The 19891-nt window shown below is 38.0% G+C and carries 14 protein-coding genes; 9 read left to right on the forward strand and 5 right to left on the reverse strand.

From position 1 onward, the window contains the following. Positions 1-57: 57 nt before the first annotated feature. The gene (locus KSK37_RS03440) at positions 58-1176 is read right to left on the reverse strand and encodes a DNA polymerase III subunit (RefSeq protein ID WP_088360298.1); all 1119 of its coding nucleotides are present in this window, start codon (positions 1174-1176) and stop codon (positions 58-60) included. Positions 1177-1370: 194 nt separating this feature from the next. On the opposite strand from KSK37_RS03440, the gene bamG reads away from it, so the two are divergent. Genes bamG through KSK37_RS03460 form a run of 4 tightly spaced genes read left to right on the forward strand, consistent with a single transcriptional unit; the run spans position 1371 to position 5852 of the window. Beyond that, positions 1371-2645 (forward strand): BamG family beta-barrel-assembly machinery protein, encoded by a 1275-nt coding sequence (gene bamG, locus KSK37_RS03445; RefSeq protein ID WP_088360297.1) that lies wholly within the window; start codon positions 1371-1373, stop codon positions 2643-2645. A 3-nt stretch (positions 2646-2648) separates the two neighbouring features. After that, the gene (gene lptC / locus KSK37_RS03450) at positions 2649-3239 is read left to right on the forward strand and encodes an LPS export ABC transporter periplasmic protein LptC (RefSeq protein WP_217199481.1); all 591 of its coding nucleotides are present in this window, start codon (positions 2649-2651) and stop codon (positions 3237-3239) included. Between the two features lie 30 nt (positions 3240-3269). After that, positions 3270-4316, forward strand: coding sequence for an anhydro-N-acetylmuramic acid kinase (locus KSK37_RS03455; RefSeq protein WP_217199483.1), 1047 nt, complete (start codon positions 3270-3272; stop codon positions 4314-4316). Between the two features lie 18 nt (positions 4317-4334). Then, positions 4335-5852, forward strand: coding sequence for a carbon-nitrogen hydrolase family protein (locus KSK37_RS03460; protein ID WP_217199484.1), 1518 nt, complete (start codon positions 4335-4337; stop codon positions 5850-5852). A 58-nt stretch (positions 5853-5910) separates the two neighbouring features. Here KSK37_RS03460 and KSK37_RS03465 read toward each other — a convergent pair whose 3' ends face one another. From KSK37_RS03465 to KSK37_RS03480, 4 genes are all read right to left on the reverse strand, one after another. Further along, positions 5911-8082, reverse strand: coding sequence for a TonB-dependent receptor plug domain-containing protein (locus tag KSK37_RS03465; protein ID WP_343216976.1), 2172 nt, complete (start codon positions 8080-8082; stop codon positions 5911-5913). A 292-nt stretch (positions 8083-8374) separates the two neighbouring features. Beyond that, on the reverse strand, positions 8375-9184 hold the full coding sequence (kdsA, locus tag KSK37_RS03470) for a 3-deoxy-8-phosphooctulonate synthase (protein ID WP_217199485.1): 810 nt from the start codon (positions 9182-9184) through the stop codon (positions 8375-8377). A gap of 154 nt (positions 9185-9338) precedes the next feature. Further along, positions 9339-9863, reverse strand: coding sequence for a DUF1697 domain-containing protein (locus tag KSK37_RS03475; RefSeq protein WP_217199486.1), 525 nt, complete (start codon positions 9861-9863; stop codon positions 9339-9341). A 1-nt stretch (position 9864) separates the two neighbouring features. Next, positions 9865-13350 (reverse strand): glycosyltransferase family 117 protein, encoded by a 3486-nt coding sequence (locus tag KSK37_RS03480; RefSeq protein ID WP_217199487.1) that lies wholly within the window; start codon positions 13348-13350, stop codon positions 9865-9867. Positions 13351-13573: 223 nt separating this feature from the next. Here KSK37_RS03480 and KSK37_RS03485 point away from each other — a divergent pair, with 223 nt between their 5' ends. The 5 genes from KSK37_RS03485 (at position 13574) to KSK37_RS03505 (ending at position 19637) form a co-directional block, all read left to right on the forward strand. Further along, positions 13574-14611 (forward strand): PLP-dependent cysteine synthase family protein, encoded by a 1038-nt coding sequence (locus tag KSK37_RS03485; RefSeq protein WP_088360290.1) that lies wholly within the window; start codon positions 13574-13576, stop codon positions 14609-14611. 116 nt (positions 14612-14727) lie between these two features. Then, positions 14728-16002, forward strand: a complete 1275-nt coding sequence (locus KSK37_RS03490; RefSeq protein ID WP_217199488.1) for an aminotransferase class I/II-fold pyridoxal phosphate-dependent enzyme — start codon at positions 14728-14730, stop codon at positions 16000-16002. 118 nt (positions 16003-16120) lie between these two features. After that, on the forward strand, positions 16121-16531 hold the full coding sequence (gene rnk, locus KSK37_RS03495) for a nucleoside diphosphate kinase regulator (RefSeq protein ID WP_088360288.1): 411 nt from the start codon (positions 16121-16123) through the stop codon (positions 16529-16531). A 129-nt stretch (positions 16532-16660) separates the two neighbouring features. Continuing rightward, positions 16661-18847, forward strand: coding sequence for a B12-binding domain-containing radical SAM protein (locus KSK37_RS03500; RefSeq protein WP_217199490.1), 2187 nt, complete (start codon positions 16661-16663; stop codon positions 18845-18847). Positions 18848-18878: 31 nt separating this feature from the next. After that, on the forward strand, positions 18879-19637 hold the full coding sequence (locus KSK37_RS03505; protein WP_217199492.1) for a COG4705 family protein: 759 nt from the start codon (positions 18879-18881) through the stop codon (positions 19635-19637). Positions 19638-19891: the final 254 nt, after the last annotated feature.

Consider the following 19891-nt stretch of genomic DNA (forward strand, 5'->3'; position numbering starts at 1 on the left):
TGGCAGCATAAAAAAAGAAGTGAGCTAAAATTGCTCACTTCTCTTTTATTTAAAATATTATGCAGATTTATGAATGTATCTTGAAAGTTTAATTCCTAAATCAGTCCACACGATTTTAGCGTTGGCGTTTCTTTCAAGATGATAATCAGCGTCCGAAATTTCTTCGAGAATAGCTTCTATATTCGCTCCGTGAATAAATCTGGAAAAACTTTCCCACTTGAAACCTCCGGAATCGATCTTTTTATACACTAAACTTTCGTTTCCATAATTCTGAAGCAACGCGAGACGGAACATTTCCGAACAGTAATCCAGAAAATTTTTCTGTTTTTCACGGTTCCAGCCTGCGATATTACGGCCCCAAAAAACGATGTTTTTCAAAAACTCGGGTTTCTTTTTTACCTGAAAAGCTTCACGTACCCAGTTTACAAAAAGCTGCTCAAACTCGGTGTCAGCATTTTCGGACAGCAGAAGTTTCTGCGCAGTATTCCAGTCGCCCTGGGACTGAAAAACAGTTTCCCTCATTTTCTCATCAGTGATCTGATAATTGTTTTTCAGAAAAATCTCAATATCTTCATCCTGAATTCTTGGGATTTCAACCAATTGAGTCCGGGAAATAATCGTGGGGAGAATAGAATCGGTATTTTCTGCAGTAAGAATAATCAAAGTATCCTTTGGCGGCTCTTCCAAAAATTTCAAAAACTTATTTGCAGCCGAAATATTCATTTTGTCGGCTTGCCAAACGATGAGTATTTTACTGCCACCTTCGAAGCTTTTCAGGGAGAATTTCTTGTTCAGTTCATCCACTTCATCGGCGTAAATAGTGAGCTGTTTGTTTTCTGATTCCAAGATCCTGCTCCAGTCTTCATTATTTGAATATGGATTTTCGAGAATCATTTCCCTGAAATTTTCGATGAAATTGTCTGCAAGACCGCTGCTTTTCTCTTTGAAAACAGGAAAACTGAAATGCAGATCCAAATGATTCAGATGTTCCACTTTTGAAGATGAATGTTCATTTTCTTTGCGGAAAATCTCTTTTGCAAACGCCATAGCCAAAGGTAAAGTGCCGTAACCGTCTTTTCCGACGAAAAGCTGCGCATGGCCTACTCTATTGTCGTAAATGCTTTCTTTGAGGAGGTTTTTCAGTTTTTCCTGACCTGCGATCTGTTCCCAATTCATTTTTCAAAGATAAAAAATTTTGTCTGAAAAATAATTGCGGAAAGTCAGCTGTATGGTTTTCAGTTTTTCCGAAAAGTTATCCATTTTTTATATAAAATGGTACCTGCAAACTGCCTTAACAAACTTTAACCAAAGTAAATTTCCTCAATTCAGTAATATTTAAGATATTTGCGCATTATTTTTAAAAATAGAGAATGAAAAGAATTTTTGTATTACCTCTCCTTGCAGCCGGATTTTTCCTGAATGCGCAATCGATTGGTAATTCTCCTTACGCTGCCTTCGGAATCGGGGATGTGAAGTATGATAACACAACTGATGTGAATGCGATGGGCGGTATTTCTACTGCATATATCTGGGACTTCAATAATAATTTTAATTTCAGTAATCCTGCTGCTAATAAAAACTTAGAGTTGGCTACGGTAAAAATTGAAGGTACCAATGAAAATAATTTTTTCAAATCTAATTTTGATAATGCGAATGTAACCAAACATTCTTCTTATCTATCCAATATTACTGTCGCTTTCCCGCTTTCAAGCAAAGTGAAATTTGGTTTGGGCTACCAGCCTTACAGCTCCAAAAAATATTCTGTACTTAATAAGCAAACTTTATCAGATGGTACTGTAAAAGCCGAGATGTTTCGTGGCGAAGGTACTTTAAGCACCGTTCAGGCAGCTTTATCTTATCAGGTTTCCCCGGAATTGGGTTTTGGTTTAAGAAGTAATTTCTATTTCGGAAATCTTTATGATATCAACGAACTGACCTATTCCACGGCTGAACTGATCAATGGTTACGAGACTAAAAATAAAATAAAAACTTTTAATTTTACCCTTGGATCCGCTTATCAGAAGAAGCTGCAGAATGACAGAAGACTTACTTTAGGTGCAACATATACTTTTGGGAATACCGGCCAGATGGAAACCAGCTATACGAACAGCACTTATTATTATTCGGCAGGAGAAACCAAAAATAACGTAAGTATTATTGACCAGAATTTCAGCAGCGACAAAAACTTGATTCCTATGGAGTTTTCATTGGGTGCAGGTTATGGACATGATACAAAATGGTTTTTAGGAACTCAGTTTGATTATAAAAAAGGAGAAACCATTCAGTTTTTGGGACAGCCTTTTGCTAATCAGAATTCTTACAGATTTGCAGCTGGTGGTTGGTATCTGCCTAATTATAATAACTTCCGGAATTATTTTTCAAGAGTTACTTACCGATACGGAGCGTATTACGAAAAAGGAAATCTTTCTCTGAACGGAACCAATATCAATCAGTTTGCTATAACAGGCGGTGTTACTTTACCATTCGAAAACAGAAGTGTTAACAGAATGAGCGGTATCGATTTAGGTTTGGAAATCGGGAAAAGAGGAACTTTGGATAACAACATGATTCGCCAGAATTTCATCAACCTCAGAGTCGGAATTAATTTTGCTGATAAATGGTTTGTGAAACGTCTATATGATTAGAAAATGAAGTTTTTCAGACAAATAATATATAAAAATATAGCCGGCCTTTTGGGTTGTGCTATATTTTTTGGTTTAATTTCCTGTGATGAAGACCTTACCAAGATCAATAAAAACAACAATACCAATTTCCCTTCACAGATTATTAATAATGCCCATATCGTTCAGCGCGATTCAGGAATGGTAAAACTTCGTGCTACCGCACCGCTGATTGAAAAATACGAATATATCGATTCTCCATATATCGTCGCCCGAAAAGGAATTCAGATTCTTTTTTACGATAAGAAAAAGCCTAAAGTTCCGGGCAAAATCAACGCGAAATATGCCAAATTTAATGAGAAGAAAAAATTTTATGAGGCAAAAGGAAATGTGAGGATCGTAACGAATGAAAATCAAATGTTTGCGATGCGGTCGGTATTTTGGGATCAGGGGAAAAGACTTATTTATACTACAGACACGGTTTATGTAACCGATAAAGACGGCTCCACTCTCGTGGGTGCCAACGGAATGAAAGCTAAAGACGACTTCTCCGAGTATACGTTCTACAACAATTCAGGTAATATTAACGCTAAGAAAATACCGGAAAAAGGAAGATAAATTTTCGTAAATTCGGTAAAATTTTTCTTTATGGTTTTTCATGCAATTGGCTTAATGTCCGGAACGAGTCTGGACGGACTCGATATCTGTTACGCAAAATTCAAAAAAGAAAATACCGTTTGGAAATTCGAAATCCTGCAGGCGGAAACCCTTTCCTATTCTACTCTTTGGGAAGAAAAACTCAAAAATTCAATTCATTTAAACTCAGAGGAACTTTTAGCGTTAAATTCGGAATATGGTTTTTACCTTGGTGAAAAAGTACAGCAATTCATCACCAGATATTCTTTAAAAAACATTGATTTAATCGCTTCTCACGGCCACACCGTTTTTCATCAGCCTCAAAAAAAATTCACGTTACAGATTGGTGACGGCAGGGCAATTAAAATTTTAAATAAAATTCCGGTAGTTTACGATTTCCGGAGCCAGGATGTTTTAATGGGCGGAAACGGCGCGCCGCTGGTCCCGATCGGTGATGAACTTCTTTTTCCGGAGTTTGACGCATGTTTAAATCTTGGCGGATTCTCAAATATTTCCTTTAAAAAAGACGGAAAACGGATCGCTTTCGATATCTGTCCCGTGAATATTGTGCTGAATAAATTCGCGCAAGCGCTGCATCAAAAATATGATGAAAACGGAAATTTGGCTAAAAATGGAAATGTGAATGAAGAAATTTTATCTTCCTTAAATTCCATTGGATTCTACCGAGAGAATCCTCCAAAATCTTTAGGAATTGAATGGGTTAATAAGCATATACTTCCTAAACTTACTGATGAAACTCCGGAAAATATTTTAGCGACTTTTACCGAGCATGCGGCCATTCAGATAGCAGCAGTTTTCAAACAGTTTAATCTAAAGAAGGTTTTGTTTACAGGCGGAGGAACCTATAATGATTATTTACTGCAAAGGATAAAAATAATGTCGGATACCGAAATTATTGTTCCCGAAAAAAAAATCATCGATTTCAAGGAAGGTTTAATTTTTGCTTTCATGGGAGTTTTAAGAATGAACAATAAGATTAATGTTCTCAGTTCTGCGACAGGAAGTGCCGAAGATCATTCTTCAGGTATTATCATTTAAATTTATAAAATAAAAGTTATGCAAATAGATATCAGAAAACTGGCCATTGAAGATTATGACGAACTGAAGGAGACGATGCAGAAAGCCTATCCGACGATGTCAGAAAGTATTTGGTCTAAAAAAAGTATTCAGAAATTACTGAAAATTTTCCGCGACGGACAGATCTGTATTACCGTGGACGGAAAAATTGCCGCAGTCGCTCTTTCGCTGATCGTGCAGTACGAATTGTACGGCGACGACCACACCTACAAGGAAATTACCGGAAATTATACCTTCAATACCCATTCCGACACCGGAAATGTGCTGTACGGAATTGAGGTTTTTGTCGATCCGGAATACCGGAAACTCAGACTCGCGAGAAGGCTTTACGATGTAAGAAAGGAACTGTGTGAAACCTTAAATCTGAAATCGATTATGGTGGGTGGAAGAATTCCGAATTATCACCTTTACAGCGCAGAACTTTCACCTAGAGCCTATATTCAGAAAGTGAGAAACAAGGAGATTTATGATCCGGTACTGAGTTTTCAGCTGGCCAATAACTTCCTGCCGGTAAGGATTCTCAAAAATTATTTACCTGAAGATTTGCATTCCGAGGAAAACGCGGTGCTGCTTCAGTGGAATAATATTTACTACAGCAAAAAGCCTAATACGATGCAGGATTCTGTCATCAGATTGGGTTTGGTACAGTGGCAGATGAGACATTTTAAGACCATCGACGCATTTTATGAACAGGTTGAATTTTTCGTAAATGTAATGGCAGATTATAAATCTGATTTCATCATGTTCCCGGAACTTTTCAATACGCCACTACTTGCACCTTTCAATCATCTTTCTGAGCGGGAAAGCATGTTTAAACTGGCCGAGCTTACGGAGGAAATTAAAATTAAACTCTCAGAATTTGCCATCAGTTACAACATCAACATTATCGCCGGAAGCATGCCGATTGTGGATAGTGGAGAACTCTACAACATCAGTTATCTGCTTCACCGGGACGGAAAAATTGACGAACACCGCAAAATTCATATCACTCCGAACGAGAAAAAATATTACGGAATGAAAGGCGGTAACGAAATAAAAGTGATTGACACCGATTGCGGAAAAGTAGGATTAGTCATTTGTTACGATGTAGAATTTCCTGAACTGCCGAGAATTTTAGCCGATCAGGGAATGAAAATTCTTTTTGTTCCTTATCTCACCGACACGCAAAATGCGTATACAAGAGTGCGTCACTGTGCTGCTGCCCGTGCGATAGAAAACGAATGTTATGTTGCCATCGCAGGCTGTGTAGGAAATTTACCCGGTGTAAATAATATGGATATACAGTTTGGTCAGGCAGCGGTTTTCACACCTTCAGATTTTGCTTTTCCTTCCAATGCCATTAAAGGGGAAGCCACACCCAATACCGAAACCACTTTGATTGTAGACGTAGATCTTAATTTACTCAAAGAGCTGCACCATTACGGCGCCGTCCGCACGATGACAGACCGGCGGAGAGATCTTTATGACACTGTAAATCTAAACAGTGATACAGAATAAAACGAAAATCCCAAAACATAAGTTTCGGGATTTTTATTTTGGAAATGTTTAAAAAGAATTAAAGTTTAAACTCAAGTTTTACATTGAAGAATCTGCCTGTCAGACGAACCGGAACCGGATAATTATAACCCGTAGAAACATCATTGATCCATTGGTTGGCAACAGTATTATTGATGTTAAATGCGTTGAATATCTGTACACCTAAGATCAGTTCATTAAAGTTACTCCAGAAACCACCGTTTACTTTATTATCCTTCTGATCAATGAAAACTTTGGATAAACCGATATCCACTCTTTTGTAAGAAGGTAAAGTCCGCTGATATCTGTAAGGCGCTTCAAAATCAGGTTTTCCGTTTTGATCAAGAGAAACCGGCGTGCCGGAAGGAAGTCCGTTTGCATAAGTTAAAGTAAGATTTACCCGCATGGAAGGGAACTTCGGCATATAATCCTGATAGAACATTGAAAATCTGAACCTCGGATCTGTGGGTCTTGGGATATATCCTCTTCCGTCGATGTTTTCATAAACTCTTGCATAACTTGCAGAAACCCAAGAATCAACACCCGGAACAAATTCACCGAATAATCTTGCATCAAGTCCATAAGCATAACCTTCGGAATTGTTTTTACCGGAATAACGGATTCTTACATTATCCAGATAATAAGGAATCAGATGATCCATTTTCTTATAATACGCCTCGGTTGTTAATTTAAAAGGTCGGTCTGCCATACGGAATTCATAATCGTTGGAAAGAATTACCTGCATGGAACGCTGTGATTTGATGTCTGAATTAAAGTTTCCGTCTAAATCTTTAATCTCTTTATAAAACGGTGACTGGTAATAAATTCCGCCGGAAACCTTGAAAAGCATATCCATGTCCCAGTCCGGTTTGATCGCAAACTGAGCCCGCGGAGAAATAATGGTTTCATCATTAAAATCCCAATGCGAAGCCCGGACACCAGCATTTAAGAAAACTCTGTTCGCACCCCAGTACAGTTTTTTAGAAAATTGTGCATATCCGGAAAGTCTTGTCGGCTCGATGTGGTTCGCACCAGAAATATTGAAACGCAAGCGGAGATCTGCAGCATTTAAAGTTCCCGGATTGGTATAGTCGATCGGGGTGCTGTATCCTAAAGAATCTACAAGCTGCCATTCGTTGGTAAGATCTTGCAGATTTTCTTTTTCGAATTTCACTCCGACTTCAAAATCAGTATTGATATCTGGTGAAAAACGTGTTTTCAGCTGAGTACCGTACGTTTTTACCAATAAATCGTTTCTTGCATGATCAATCTGGCCACCCACATCATAAGAGGTTACCGGTGCGCCGGTAATTGGATCAAAAGTCTGCAAACGGTACGCAGACGCAATGGAATAATACTCTCTTTCGCGGTTTTGGTAGGCAAAATTATCTAGACTGAAAGACCACTTTTTATTCGGTTTAAAATTCACGGAAGCTGTACCCATCATGTTTTTGTACGCATCATCTTCCTTTCCGTCATAGAAAACATTTAATTTCAATGGCGTCTGTAAACTTCCGAAATTCACTTCCTTCAGTTTCGGAATCATTTCGTAATCGTTTTTACTCCAGTAGCCGATGAATGAAACATTCCATTTTTCGTTAAATTTATAATTGATGTAAGACTGAAAATCCATGTACTGCGGATTGAAATCAGTGTCTTCATTCAGTGTATTTAAAACCAGATTGGTATTTCGGTATCTTCCCGAAAATAACGCTGACAGTTTTTTATCCTTAGAGGCAAAACCGGTAGAAAGCCTTCCGCCGATTAAACTTGCTTCACCAGCAACTTCAAATTTTGTGGGCTGTCTGTAATAAATATTTAATGCTGAGGACATTTTATCGCCGTATTTCGCTTCAAAACCTCCGGCAGAAAAATTAATCGCCTGCACCATATCCGGATTAATAATACTCATTCCTTCCTGTAAGGAATTTCTGATCAAAAACGGACGGTAAATTTCAATATCGTTAATGTAAATAAGGTTTTCATCGTAGTTACCGCCTCTCACCATGTATTGGGAAGAAAGCTCCGTATTTGAATTGACAGATGGCAAAGTTTTCAGAAGACCTTCAACACCGCCGGAAAGTGAAGAAACCTGCTGCGCTTCTTTTGCAGAGATTTCTATAGAAGTAAGGTCAGTAACTTTCGGTTTTCCTTTTTTCTGAAAAACGACTTCCTGGATTTGAGTTTCTCTTTCAGCTTTTACAAATAACACATTGACATTCTGAATCTTAGGAACTGTTTTGATGTTTTTCCTGAATCCTTTGAAATTTTCTTTATCCACTGAAAGTGTCTGTTCTGAATTAGCGATCGGAATTTTCACAAATCCGTTATCATCGGTTGTAAAATTCTGGCTGTCATAAGAAACATTGGCTTGAGAAACAGGTGCGCCGTTTTCGTCTAGAACTTTAAGATTAATTTGCGAAAAGACAAAAAGCGGCGACAATACCAGGAATAAAAGTATTTTTTTCAATGCGGTGAATTTAGTTTTTAAAGATAGCAAAAAATTACAGAATTGCCTGTCTTACACGGGTTAATTTTTGAAGCAGATCCTCCAGTTTATCCAGCTGCAGCATGTTTGCGCCATCAGAAAGTGCAGTGGAAGGTGTCGGGTGAGTTTCAATGAAAAGGCCGTCTGCTCCTACTGCGATTCCGGCTTTTGCGATGGTTTCAATAAGTTCGGGTCTACCGCCGGTCACTCCGGAATTCTGATTAGGCTGTTGCAGCGAATGGGTCACATCCAAAATCACCGGTGCATAATTTCTCATGGTAGGAATTCCGCGGAAATCTACCACCAAATCAGTATAACCAAAAGAGTTTCCGCGTTCGATGATCGCCGTTTTGCTGTTCCCGGAATCTACTACTTTTTCCACTGCGAATTTCATCGCTTCCGGAGAAAGAAACTGACCTTTTTTCAGGGTAATACATTTTCCTGTTTTTGCCGCAGCGACTAATAAATCGGTTTGCCGAACCAAAAACGCAGGAATCTGCAGGACATCTACATAATTTGCCGCTAAAGCTGCATGTTCGTTTTCGTGGATATCTGTCGTGGTAGGAATATTGAACGTCTCTCCCACTTTTTTAAGAATTTCCAAAGATTTTTCCTCACCGATGGTCGTGAATGAATCGACGCGGCTTCTGTTTGCTTTTTTAAAACTGCCTTTGAAAATATAAGGAATTTCGTATTTATTGGTAAGTTCTATCACTTTTTCAGCAATTCTGAGCGCCATATCTTCGCCTTCAATAATGCACGGACCTGCTATAAGAAAGAAGTTTTTTGAATTTTTGTGGTGGATGTTTTCTAAGTATTGAATCATTACTTTTCGGTTTAAAGTTTAATCTTAAATTAAGACTTCAAAAATACGGATTTTTTTGTTGAAGTGATTTCTGGGCTTTGGCTTAAACCTACAAACTTACTCCATAAAAAAAACGGGCTGTGGCCCGCTTATTTTGTAATTTTGAATTACTAATTTAAAACTTTTTAAGAATCTTTTCAAATGTGTTCATATTCCTGGAAGTCATCTGTGCCTTCAGCGTCTTTTTTCCCAATACTTTTCCGAATGAAGAATCCAGGGTATTTCCTTTCGGAACCTGCCAATAGAATATATTTTTTATGATGGTTCCTTTTTCGTTCTCTGTTTTTTTTGAATTATTAAATTCTTCCAAAAGTGTACTTTCAATACCTTCAGTTCCGAGAAAGGCATAAATATGCAAATCATCAGCTTTAGTGAAAGGACAGTTTTCAAAGATTGCTGCCACTTCTTTTTCGGATTTAAGAAAAAGAAAAGCTTCATAACTGAAATGATCAGACATTGCTTTTTCCAAAACAGTTTTCAGTTCCGAAACCTTTTTATCAGACGAAAACAAAATGTTTCCGGAAGCAAGAACGGACGAGACCTCTTTCATGCCCGCATCAGCAAATACTTTGCAGACTTCCGCCATTTTCATGGAAGTTCCGTTAACGTTTACACCGCGAAGAAAAGCACAGTATTTCATGTTACTGGGTTGCTTTCATGATTGCATTCGTAATCTGATCTTCTTTTTCTTTGGAATAAGTGGAATCATAAGGATTCATCACATCAAAAAGATAGGTGTAAAAAGGAGTTATTTTCTGCACTTTTTCAGCTTCATTGAAAGCTTTTTCTTTCCCCATCTGCTGCAGGGTTTTCACAAATGAATTGAAACGTTTATCGATCGGCTCAATGGATTTAACCAAATAGCTGTACCCTTTATCTTTTTGTCCGATTTTGTTGTAAGCATCAGAAACGGCACCAACAATCAGTGAATATTCCATTGGTTTTGTACGCATCTGTCTGGATACAAAACGCTGCTCTGACTGACTTAAGTTACTGTAATAGTCGTATTCGGTAAAAATTCCTTTTTTAAGTTCTTCTGCTAACTGAAGACCTTTCTGTTCCTGTCCGGAAACGATGTAACCATACACCATAGAACTTAATGAACGCGGATCATTGTATTTGGACACCGGAATTTCTCTCGATGCCAAATCCAAAACTTCAATGGCTTTAGCCTTCTGTCCGGCAAGTGTAAGAGCTTCTGCAGCGCGGCTTGCAGAGCTTCTATAGCTTACAATATTCTGTGTGCACGTTTCATCGAAATGAACATTTAAATCTTTAAAATTCCCCCACTTGTAATTTTTAACAATATTATAAAGTGAATTGGCGTCCACCCTTCCCATTTCCCCATCTTCCCGTTCCGGCGTGTGGATAGGAACCAAGCGATAACTGAAACCGTCATACTGAAGATAATTGCCTAGATAGAAAATGTTTTCAGGATCGTAAATTCCACCCGTCGAGAAATTAATCGGTCTCTTCCAGTCGAAATTGGCAAGGATATCAAGCATCATCAGGTTATTTTTGAACATGCTGTTGCTTTTGTACTCTATCGTAATGTTATCCACGGTTTGCGCTAAATCTTTAGCGTCGATAATACCTGCTTTTACTGCATTGGCTTTATTTACCGGTAATACTAATTTAGAAACCGGCAAGAAATTGAATTTTTCATATTTCGCTTCTCCAAAAAGCATTTTTAAGATCTCATCTTTATCCTCAGATTTAACTTTAATAAAATTCATTGCTTCTTTCAAAGTCATTGAATCCTGAGTCTCAAACTTTCTGAAACCTGCAAATGCAGTATCCGGAGCACCCTGATCTTTGAGGTTGGCGAAGACATTTTTCCAGTCTTCTTTGCTCATCAGATAAATCTGATCATTGGTTCCGTCGCGGTAATCTTCGTGTTTCAATATGGAAGGAACCGGCATTGCATTATAGGTTCTTCTTTTTACCTGATCGATATTCCATGGTGTTGAAAGTAAAGTGAAATTGACCACTTTCACGTCATCCCGAAGTCCTGAAGTTTCCTGCATTCCCCAAATCGGATAGGTATCATTATCGCCATAAACGAATAGGATATCGTTTTTCGGTAAAGATTTTAAAGTAGAATATGCATAATCATAAGCGGTATATCTTCCGCTTCTGTCATGAACATTATAGTTCTGAAAGCCCATCATTAAAGGAATTCCTAAAAGCACAATTCCGGCGACCGTATTTACCGCATTTGACTTCACTTTTTCCTGGATAAACCACAGTATCGCTGCTGCACCGAGGCCGATCCAAATGGCAAATGCGTAGAAAGATCCCACCATGGCGTAATCTCTTTCACGAACCTCGAAAGGTTTTACTCCTGTGTAGAAAACAATGCCGACACTGGTTAAAATAAAGAGTGATAATATCGCATAGAATCTTCCGAAATCTTTGTTCAGCTGGAAAAAGAATCCAATTAAACCAAGCAGTAACGGTAAAAAGAAAAACGCAACAGTACTTTCGTTTTTGAATTTTGCAGGCATTTTGCTCTGATCGCCCCACATTGCATTATCAATAAAAGGAATTCCGGAAATCCAGTTTCCTCTGTTGTTTTCCATGTGGCCTTCAAGGTCGTTCTGTCTTCCGACAAAGTTCCACATGAGGTATCTTACGAAATAATAGCCATTCTGGAAAGTGAAAAAATAATCAAGATTTTGTCCTAAAGAAGGTCTTTGAACATTGATTAAATTATAAGGTTTTACTTTCAGATAATCCTCAGCTTTGATGCTTCCCTCTTCATATTTCTTGCGAAGATCATCAAAAATCTTTTTGGCTTCCGGGCTGTCAGCAACATCGCTGTTACCGTAATTGAACGAAAAGTCCGGGGCACCGTACATGGAAATATAATTTGCCATCACATCTTTATCTTCGCTGAACATTCTCGGCATAAAACTGATATGATCTGTACTGTACACATAATTGAAGCGGTCTCCTACTTTTCGGTAAGTTCCTGTCTGCTCATCTTTTTCATAAACATCGCCGGTTTTTTGCGTTTTGTAACTTCCGTCATCATTTTTCTGAATTCCGTTTGCATCAAGATAAGCGGTATAATTCTGTCCGTAAGAAGTCGGCCAGTCGCCGTACTGTTCCCGGTTGTAATAATCCAGCATTCCGATCGCGTTATCCGGATTGTTAAGGTTCATCGGCGGATTTGCGTTCGCACGGATCGGAATTACCATCCAGCACGAAAAACCGATAATCATATAGATTACAGAAAGCACAATCGTCTGATAAATGCTTTTTCCTGATCTTTTAGCATATTTGAGAGCAAAATAACATACAGCAATTAAGATAACAAATGCAATGATGGTTCCGGAATGGAAAGGCAGACCAATCCCATTCACGGCAAAAATTTCCATCTTGCCGAATAAAGTCATAATTAAAGGAAATATCCCTTTGAAAACCGCGGCCAGAATCACCAGCGTGAAAAAATTTGCCCAAAGAAAACTTTTCCACGTAAATTCATAGTTCCGTGCATAATAAATCAAGCAAACTGCAGGAATAGCAAGCATTCCCATCATGTGAACTCCAATGGATAAACCGGTTACGAAAAATATTAAAATAATCCATCTTTCATTGTCAGCGTCATGGTATTCGTTTTCCCACTTGGTTATCAGCCAAAGTAAAAGTGCGATAAACATGGAAGCCATGGAATATACTTCTCCTTCCACTGCCGAAAACCAGAAAGTATCCGAGAAGGTGAAACATAAAGCTCCGATTGCTCCTGCAAAAAGGATAGATATTTCCTGAGGTTTTGTGATCTGATCAAAGTCTTTATTGAGAAGTCTTCTTACCAAATGGGTGATCGTCCAGAACAGGAAAAGAATCGTTAACGCACTGAAAAGCGCCGACATTGCGTTAATCACTACGGAATAATTCTCCCCGTTACCGAAAGCAAATATCGCTGCAACCGCTCCCAGCAACTGAAAAAGTGCCGCTCCCGGTGCGTGTGTAACCTCGAGCTTAACCGCCGAAGAAATATATTCGCCGCAATCCCAGAAACTGAAATTCGGTTCGATAGTTGATAAGTAGGTAAAAAAAGCAATCACGAAAACTACCCATCCCAAAAGGGTGTTCCACTGTTTAAAAGACCAGTTTTTCATATTTAAAATTCAATGTTGCGAAAATAAGGTTTTTCCTCTATTATCTTCTGATTTTAACAAAAATTAAATGAAAAGTCTTGATTTTTAGTGAGCATATCCACGCTATTTTTTGTTAATTAGTACAAAAATGTTATGCATTAAATCATGTTCCGAGGCATTAATTATTATATTATTTATTTTTTAGTATTTTTGCACACGGTTTTCTAGAGAAAAATAACGAAAAATGACTAATGTTCACGATAATATTCTTGGCTTAATTGGCAATACGCCATTGGTAAAACTTAATGCAGTTACCAAAGAAATTCCTGCTACAGTGTATGCCAAATTAGAATCATATAATCCCGGCCATTCTACAAAAGACAGAATTGCGATACATATTATAGAAGCGGCTGAAAAAAAAGGACTTTTAAAACCCGGTTCTACCATTGTAGAAACAACTTCGGGAAATACAGGCTTTTCTATTGCGATGGTTTGTATTATTAAAGGTTACAAATGTATTCTTGCAGTAAGCAACAAAACAAAAAAAGAAAAAATCGCCTATCTGAAGGCGCTTGGAGCTACAGTTTACATCTGTCCTGCAAATGTTCCTGCGGACGATCCTAGATCGTATTATGAAGTTGCGAAAAGAATTGCTTCAGAAACTCCGGATTCAATTTACATCAATCAGTATTTTAACGAACTGAATATTGACGCGCATTACCAGACAACGGGTCCTGAAATCTGGGAACAGACAGACGGAAAAATCACTCACCTTATTGCCTGCACAGGAACCGGCGGAACATTATCCGGCTCAGCAAAATATTTAAAGGAGAAAAATCCAAATATCAAAGTGATCGGCGTTGACGCTTCCGGTTCTATCCTTAAAGGTTTCCACGAAACGGGAAAAATCAATAAGGACGAAATACATCCTTACCAGATCGAGGGAATGGGAAAAAACTTAATTCCAGCCGCTTTGCTGTTTGATAAAGTAGATGAATTTGTAAGAGTAAACGACGAAATGTCTGCTTACCGAACCCGCGAAATCGCTTTGAAAGAAGCTATTATGGGAGGTTACACCACCGGCGCAGTTACCCAGGGGCTTTTACAGTATGCCAATTCACACCCGTTTTCAAAAGATGATGTTGTGGTAGCTATTTTCCCTGATCACGGGTCTAGATACATTACCAAAGTTTACAGTGATGAATGGATGGAAGAACAGGGATTCATCAATAACTGTGTTCATAATTACGACGAAGTTTTCAAAACTGAAATTATCAAGTAATCCGATTGTGAAAATAAATTGTATTGAGACCTTTTTGTACCCTTACGAAAAGGTTTCTTTAGTCAAATTTTGTTAACTTTGTGCCTACTTTATATTAAAAAAAAATTAAAAAAATAATGACAGATATTTTTGATCGGTTACGACAAAATCCAGGACCGCTCGGACAGTTTGCAGATTATGCAGAAGGATATTTCGTTTTTCCAAAATTAGAAGGACCTATCGGACCCAGAATGAGATTTCAGGGAAGAGAAGTTGTTTTCTGGAGTGCTAATGATTACCTGGGCCTTTGCAACCATCCTGAAGTTTTGGAAGCAGATGCAAAAGCTGCCGCAGAATTCGGAATGTTTTATCCAATGGGAGCAAGAGCAATGTCCGGCGAAACCGAGCAGCATCAGCAATTGGAAAGAGAACTTGCTGAATTTGTCGGAAAGGAATCAGCTTATCTTTTAAATTTCGGATATCAGGGAATGGTTTCTACCATTGACGCGCTGGTTTCCAGACATGATGTTATTGTTTACGATTCCGATTCTCATGCCTGTATCGTTGACGGTGTAAGGCTTCACATGGGAAAAAGTTTTACTTTCAAGCATAATGATATTTCGAGTTTAGAAAAAAATCTTGCCCGTGCTACGAAAGTGGCAGAAGAAAATGGCGGAGGAATCCTCGTGATTACTGAAGGTGTTTTTGGAATGCGCGGAATGCAGGGGAAAATCAAAGAAATCTGTGAGTTAAAATCTAAATTTAATTTCAGACTTTTAGTTGATGACGCTCATGGATTCGGAACTTTAGGTGCTACAGGTGCAGGAGCCGGTGAAGAACAGGGCTGTCAGGATCAGATTGATGTTTATTTCTCCACCTTTGCAAAATCAATGGCCGGTTTCGGTGCTTTTATCGCGGGTGACAGTGATATTATCAGAATTTTAAAATATAATTTACGTTCTCAGGTTTTCGCCAAATCTTTAACAATGCCAATGGTAATCGGTGGTTTGAAAAGATTGGATCTGCTTCGTTCCCGTCCGGAAATCAAAGCAAAACTTTGGGAAAATGTAAACAAACTACAAAACGGACTGACGGAAAGAGGTTTCAATATCGGCGGAACCAATACCTGTGTAACTCCAGTAATGATGCAGGGTTCAACCGTTGAGGCTACCCTTCTGGTTCAGGATCTGAGAGAAAATTACGGTATTTTTACTTCAGTAGTAATTTATCCGGTAATTCCGAAAGGAATGATTTTGTTGAGATTAATTCCAACTGCTTCTCATACCGATTCTGAAATTAATGAAACTTTGGAAGCATTCGACGCTATCCACGATAAATTAACTTCCGGTTTTTATAAAGAGCAGGAACAGAAACTGTTAGAGGAAAAAGGTTTATCCTTCAAATCATCATAAAATTTTTCAGTATTTATAAATCATATATAAACCGCCTGAAAAATTCAGGCGGTTTTTTATTATAATAATCCGGAATTATAACCATTGACTTTTAATTAAATCACACAAAAACAGTAAGATGAAACAGATCATTATCAGCAAACAGGATTTTACGAGAATTCATAAAGCCATTAAGGATGCAAAACTGAGAAATGCCATTAAAAAAGAGGATGCAGAAAAGCTTCTCCACGAATTGCACTCTGCAAAAGTGGTTGAACCTGAAGATATTCCGGCAGATTTGGTAACCATGAATTCAGTGGTGAAAATTCATTTTCAGAATAATAAAACGGTTACTGAATTCAAAATTGTTTATCCCGATCAGGCCAATATTAAAGAACATAAAATCTCTATTTTTTCACCCGTTGCTTCCGCATTGATCGGTTACAGCGTAAATGACGAAATCGACTGGATCGTTCCCTCCGGAATGACCAAAATAATTATTGATGAAATTATCTATCAACCGGAAGCGGCCGGCGATTTTGATTTGTAAGCGTTCATTTCAAAATTCGCTTTCCGAAAAACATAATATAGAGAACCGGTAGAAATTTCTACCGGTTTTTTAACATGAAACAAATCTTCATATTAAAAAGATTTAAAATAAATTTGCAAAAATAATTCTGTGAAAGACCTCTTACTTATAACGCCTCCATTTACGCAGCTCAATACGCCGTACCCGGCGACCGCATATTTAAAGGGGTTTCTTAATACCAAACAAATTTCAAGTTTCCAGATGGATCTGGGAATTGAGGTTATTTTACAATTATTTTCCAAAAACAGCCTGTATGAGATTTTCAACCGTTCAGATGGATTCAGAAATCTTTCAGAAAACGCACAAAGAATCTTGGCTTTAAGGGATGAATATATTAAAACCATTGATCAGGTAATCCTTTTTCTTCAGGGCAATAACCCAACTTTGGCGAGACAGGTCTGCAGCATGAATTTTTTACCCGAAGCGTCCCGTTTCAACGCCATCGATGATCTTGAATTTGCCTTTGGAAATATGGGTTTGCAGGACAAGGCAAAACACCTTTGCACCTTATATTTAGAAGATATTTTAGATTTCATTGTAGAATGTGTGGATGAAGATTTCGGGTTCAGCAGATATGCAGAACGTTTGGGAAGAAGTGCGAATTCATTTGATGAGTTGTATTTAAAACTTTCCGGACCAAGGACTTTCATTGATGAAATCACCTTGAAAATTCTTAAGGAACATATGGATTTGGTGCAGCCGAAGATGGTTTGTTTTTCCGTTCCGTTTCCCGGGAATTTATATTCTGCTTTCCGCTGTGCACAATTTATTAAAGCCAATTATAAAAACACCAAAATCGCAATGGGAGGCGGTTTTCCGAATACCGAATTAAGGGAGGTGAATGATCCGCGGGTTTTTGAATTTTTCGATTATATCAGTTTGGATGATGGTGAATTGCCCGTTGAATTAATCTATGAAAATTTAGAAAAAAATACCGACGCTGAATTCAAAAGAACTTTCCTGTTGGAAGGTGGCAAAGTAGTTTATAAAAACAATTCAGAGAGAAACGACTATAAACAGTTTGAAGTTGGAACTCCGGATTATACTGATCTGCTGCTTCACCGCTATATTTCCGTCATTGAGATCGCCAATCCGATGCACAGCCTGTGGAGCGACGGAAGATGGAACAAACTTACCATGGCACACGGCTGCTATTGGGGCAAATGTACATTTTGCGATATTTCTTTAGATTATATAAGACTATATGAACCTGTTTCGGCTAAAATTTTGGTCGACAGAATGGAGGAACTGATTGAAAAAACCGGAGAAACCGGATTCCATTTTGTGGATGAAGCTGCTCCGCCTGCCCTCATGCGCGAAGTTGCGCTGGAAATTCTTCGGAGAAATCTTGTTGTCACTTGGTGGACCAATATCAGATTTGAAAAAAGTTTTTCCGCCGATTTGTGTTATTTGCTTAAAACATCCGGCTGTGTCGCCGTTTCCGGAGGATTGGAAGTAGCTAGTGACCGGTTACTGAAGTTAATTGACAAAGGTGTTTCGGTAGAGCAGGTCGCCAAAGTAACAAGAAGTTTTACTGAGGCGGGAATAATGGTTCACGCTTATCTCATGTATGGCTACCCTACGCAAACCGAGCAGGAAACAGTAGATTCTCTGGAAATGGTAAGACAAATGTTTGAAATGGGGATTCTGCAAAGCGGTTTTTGGCATCAGTTTTCAATGACGGCCCATTCACCTATCGGAAAAAATCCGGAAGAATTTGGCGTAACGCCGATTATTAAAGAAATAAATTTTGCCAATAATGATATTGAATTTACAGACCGAACCCAAATTGATCATTCTAAATTCGGTTACGGTCTGAAAAAATCGCTTTTCAACTTTATGCATGGAATTAATTTTGAAATTCCTCTGCAGGACTGGTTTGACTTTAAAATTCCAAAAACAAAGATTCATCCGGATTATATTCATGATGCTCTTCTGGAGAATGAAAATTTCAGCTTTAAAGGGAATTCGAAACTCGTTTTCCTTGTAAATAATATTGTCACTGAAAATGTCGTGAAAACTAAGAAATCGGTTTCGTGGCAGAATACCAAACTCACTTTTCACCTGAAAACAAATATGGTAACCATTCTTTTGGAAGAAGAAAAAGCTTCCTGGTTACTGAAGATTTTTAAAATTAATGTCATCCAGAATTTAAAGGTGATGACCCTTCAGCAGCTGAAAGACGATTACAGCCAGACGATGGAGGATTTCGAACTGTTTTGGTTTTCGAAACCTATGAAACAACTGAGAGAGAATGGCGTGATTCTTACTTTATAAATTTTCTGAACTTAAAACTCAAAACAACGGTATGGAAAACTCAGAGAAATTTACTTTCAACAAAGTAGCAGAGATTACTTTACTGTTTTGGTTCATGAAAATCATCGCCACTACTTTAGGCGAAACACTAGGCGATTTCATTGCACAAACCCTGAATTTGGGTTATTCCGTGGGAATCGCAATAACATTAGTTTTCTTTCTTTTGGTTTTAGGATTTCAGCTTGCTGCCAGAAAGTATATTCCCGTTTTTTACTGGCTGGTGATCATCGGAACAACAACTTTCGGAACAGAAATTTCCGATTATATTGACCGGAGTCTGCATTTAGGCTACGCCTGGGGAAGTTTACTTTTGGTTTCATGTCTCTGCATTACGCTTTTTCTTTGGTTCAAAAAATTTGGCAATTTAGAGTTCTACCCTATTTTCGAGCGCAAAAAAGAAATATATTTCTGGATAGCAGTTCTGTTTTCAAATAGTTTGGGAACGGCTTTCGGAGATTTTTTAAAAGATAATCTGGGGTTGTCTTATCTTCAGGGAGCATTAATTACCGGCGGAATTATTGTGTTTGTGGTTTTGATGCACTATTTTACCAAGATCAATCATATTGTGCTATTTTGGATCGCTTTTATTTTTACTAGACCTTTCGGCGCCACTTTTGGGGATTTCCTAACTAAACCGTTGGAAAAAGGCGGTCTGGATTTGGGAACGCTTAATGCATCGATTGTTTCGGTCGTTTTAATCGGAATTTTAATTATAATATCTCATCAGAAAGAAAAAAAGCTTGTTAAATAATAACTGCTGAATTTGGCCCGATATTTTCTTTGTTTACAGTAATTAAAATTGTAAAACATGAAATTTAACTGCTGGAAATGCGTACTCATTCTATCTGCAACATTCGGATTAATGAGCAGTTTGGGACTGATATAAAAAAATCCCGACTTTACTCAAGTCGGGATTTCTATTTATGCTGATGTGTTTGGTAGTAAACAGCAATACTGGTTTGTTAAAATTTAAAGAACCTTATATTTCTTTTTCTTTTCAACATT

The sequence above is a fragment of the Kaistella soli genome, from assembly GCF_019038595.1.
GTDB classification, from domain to species: Bacteria; Bacteroidota; Bacteroidia; order Flavobacteriales; family Weeksellaceae; genus Kaistella; species Kaistella soli.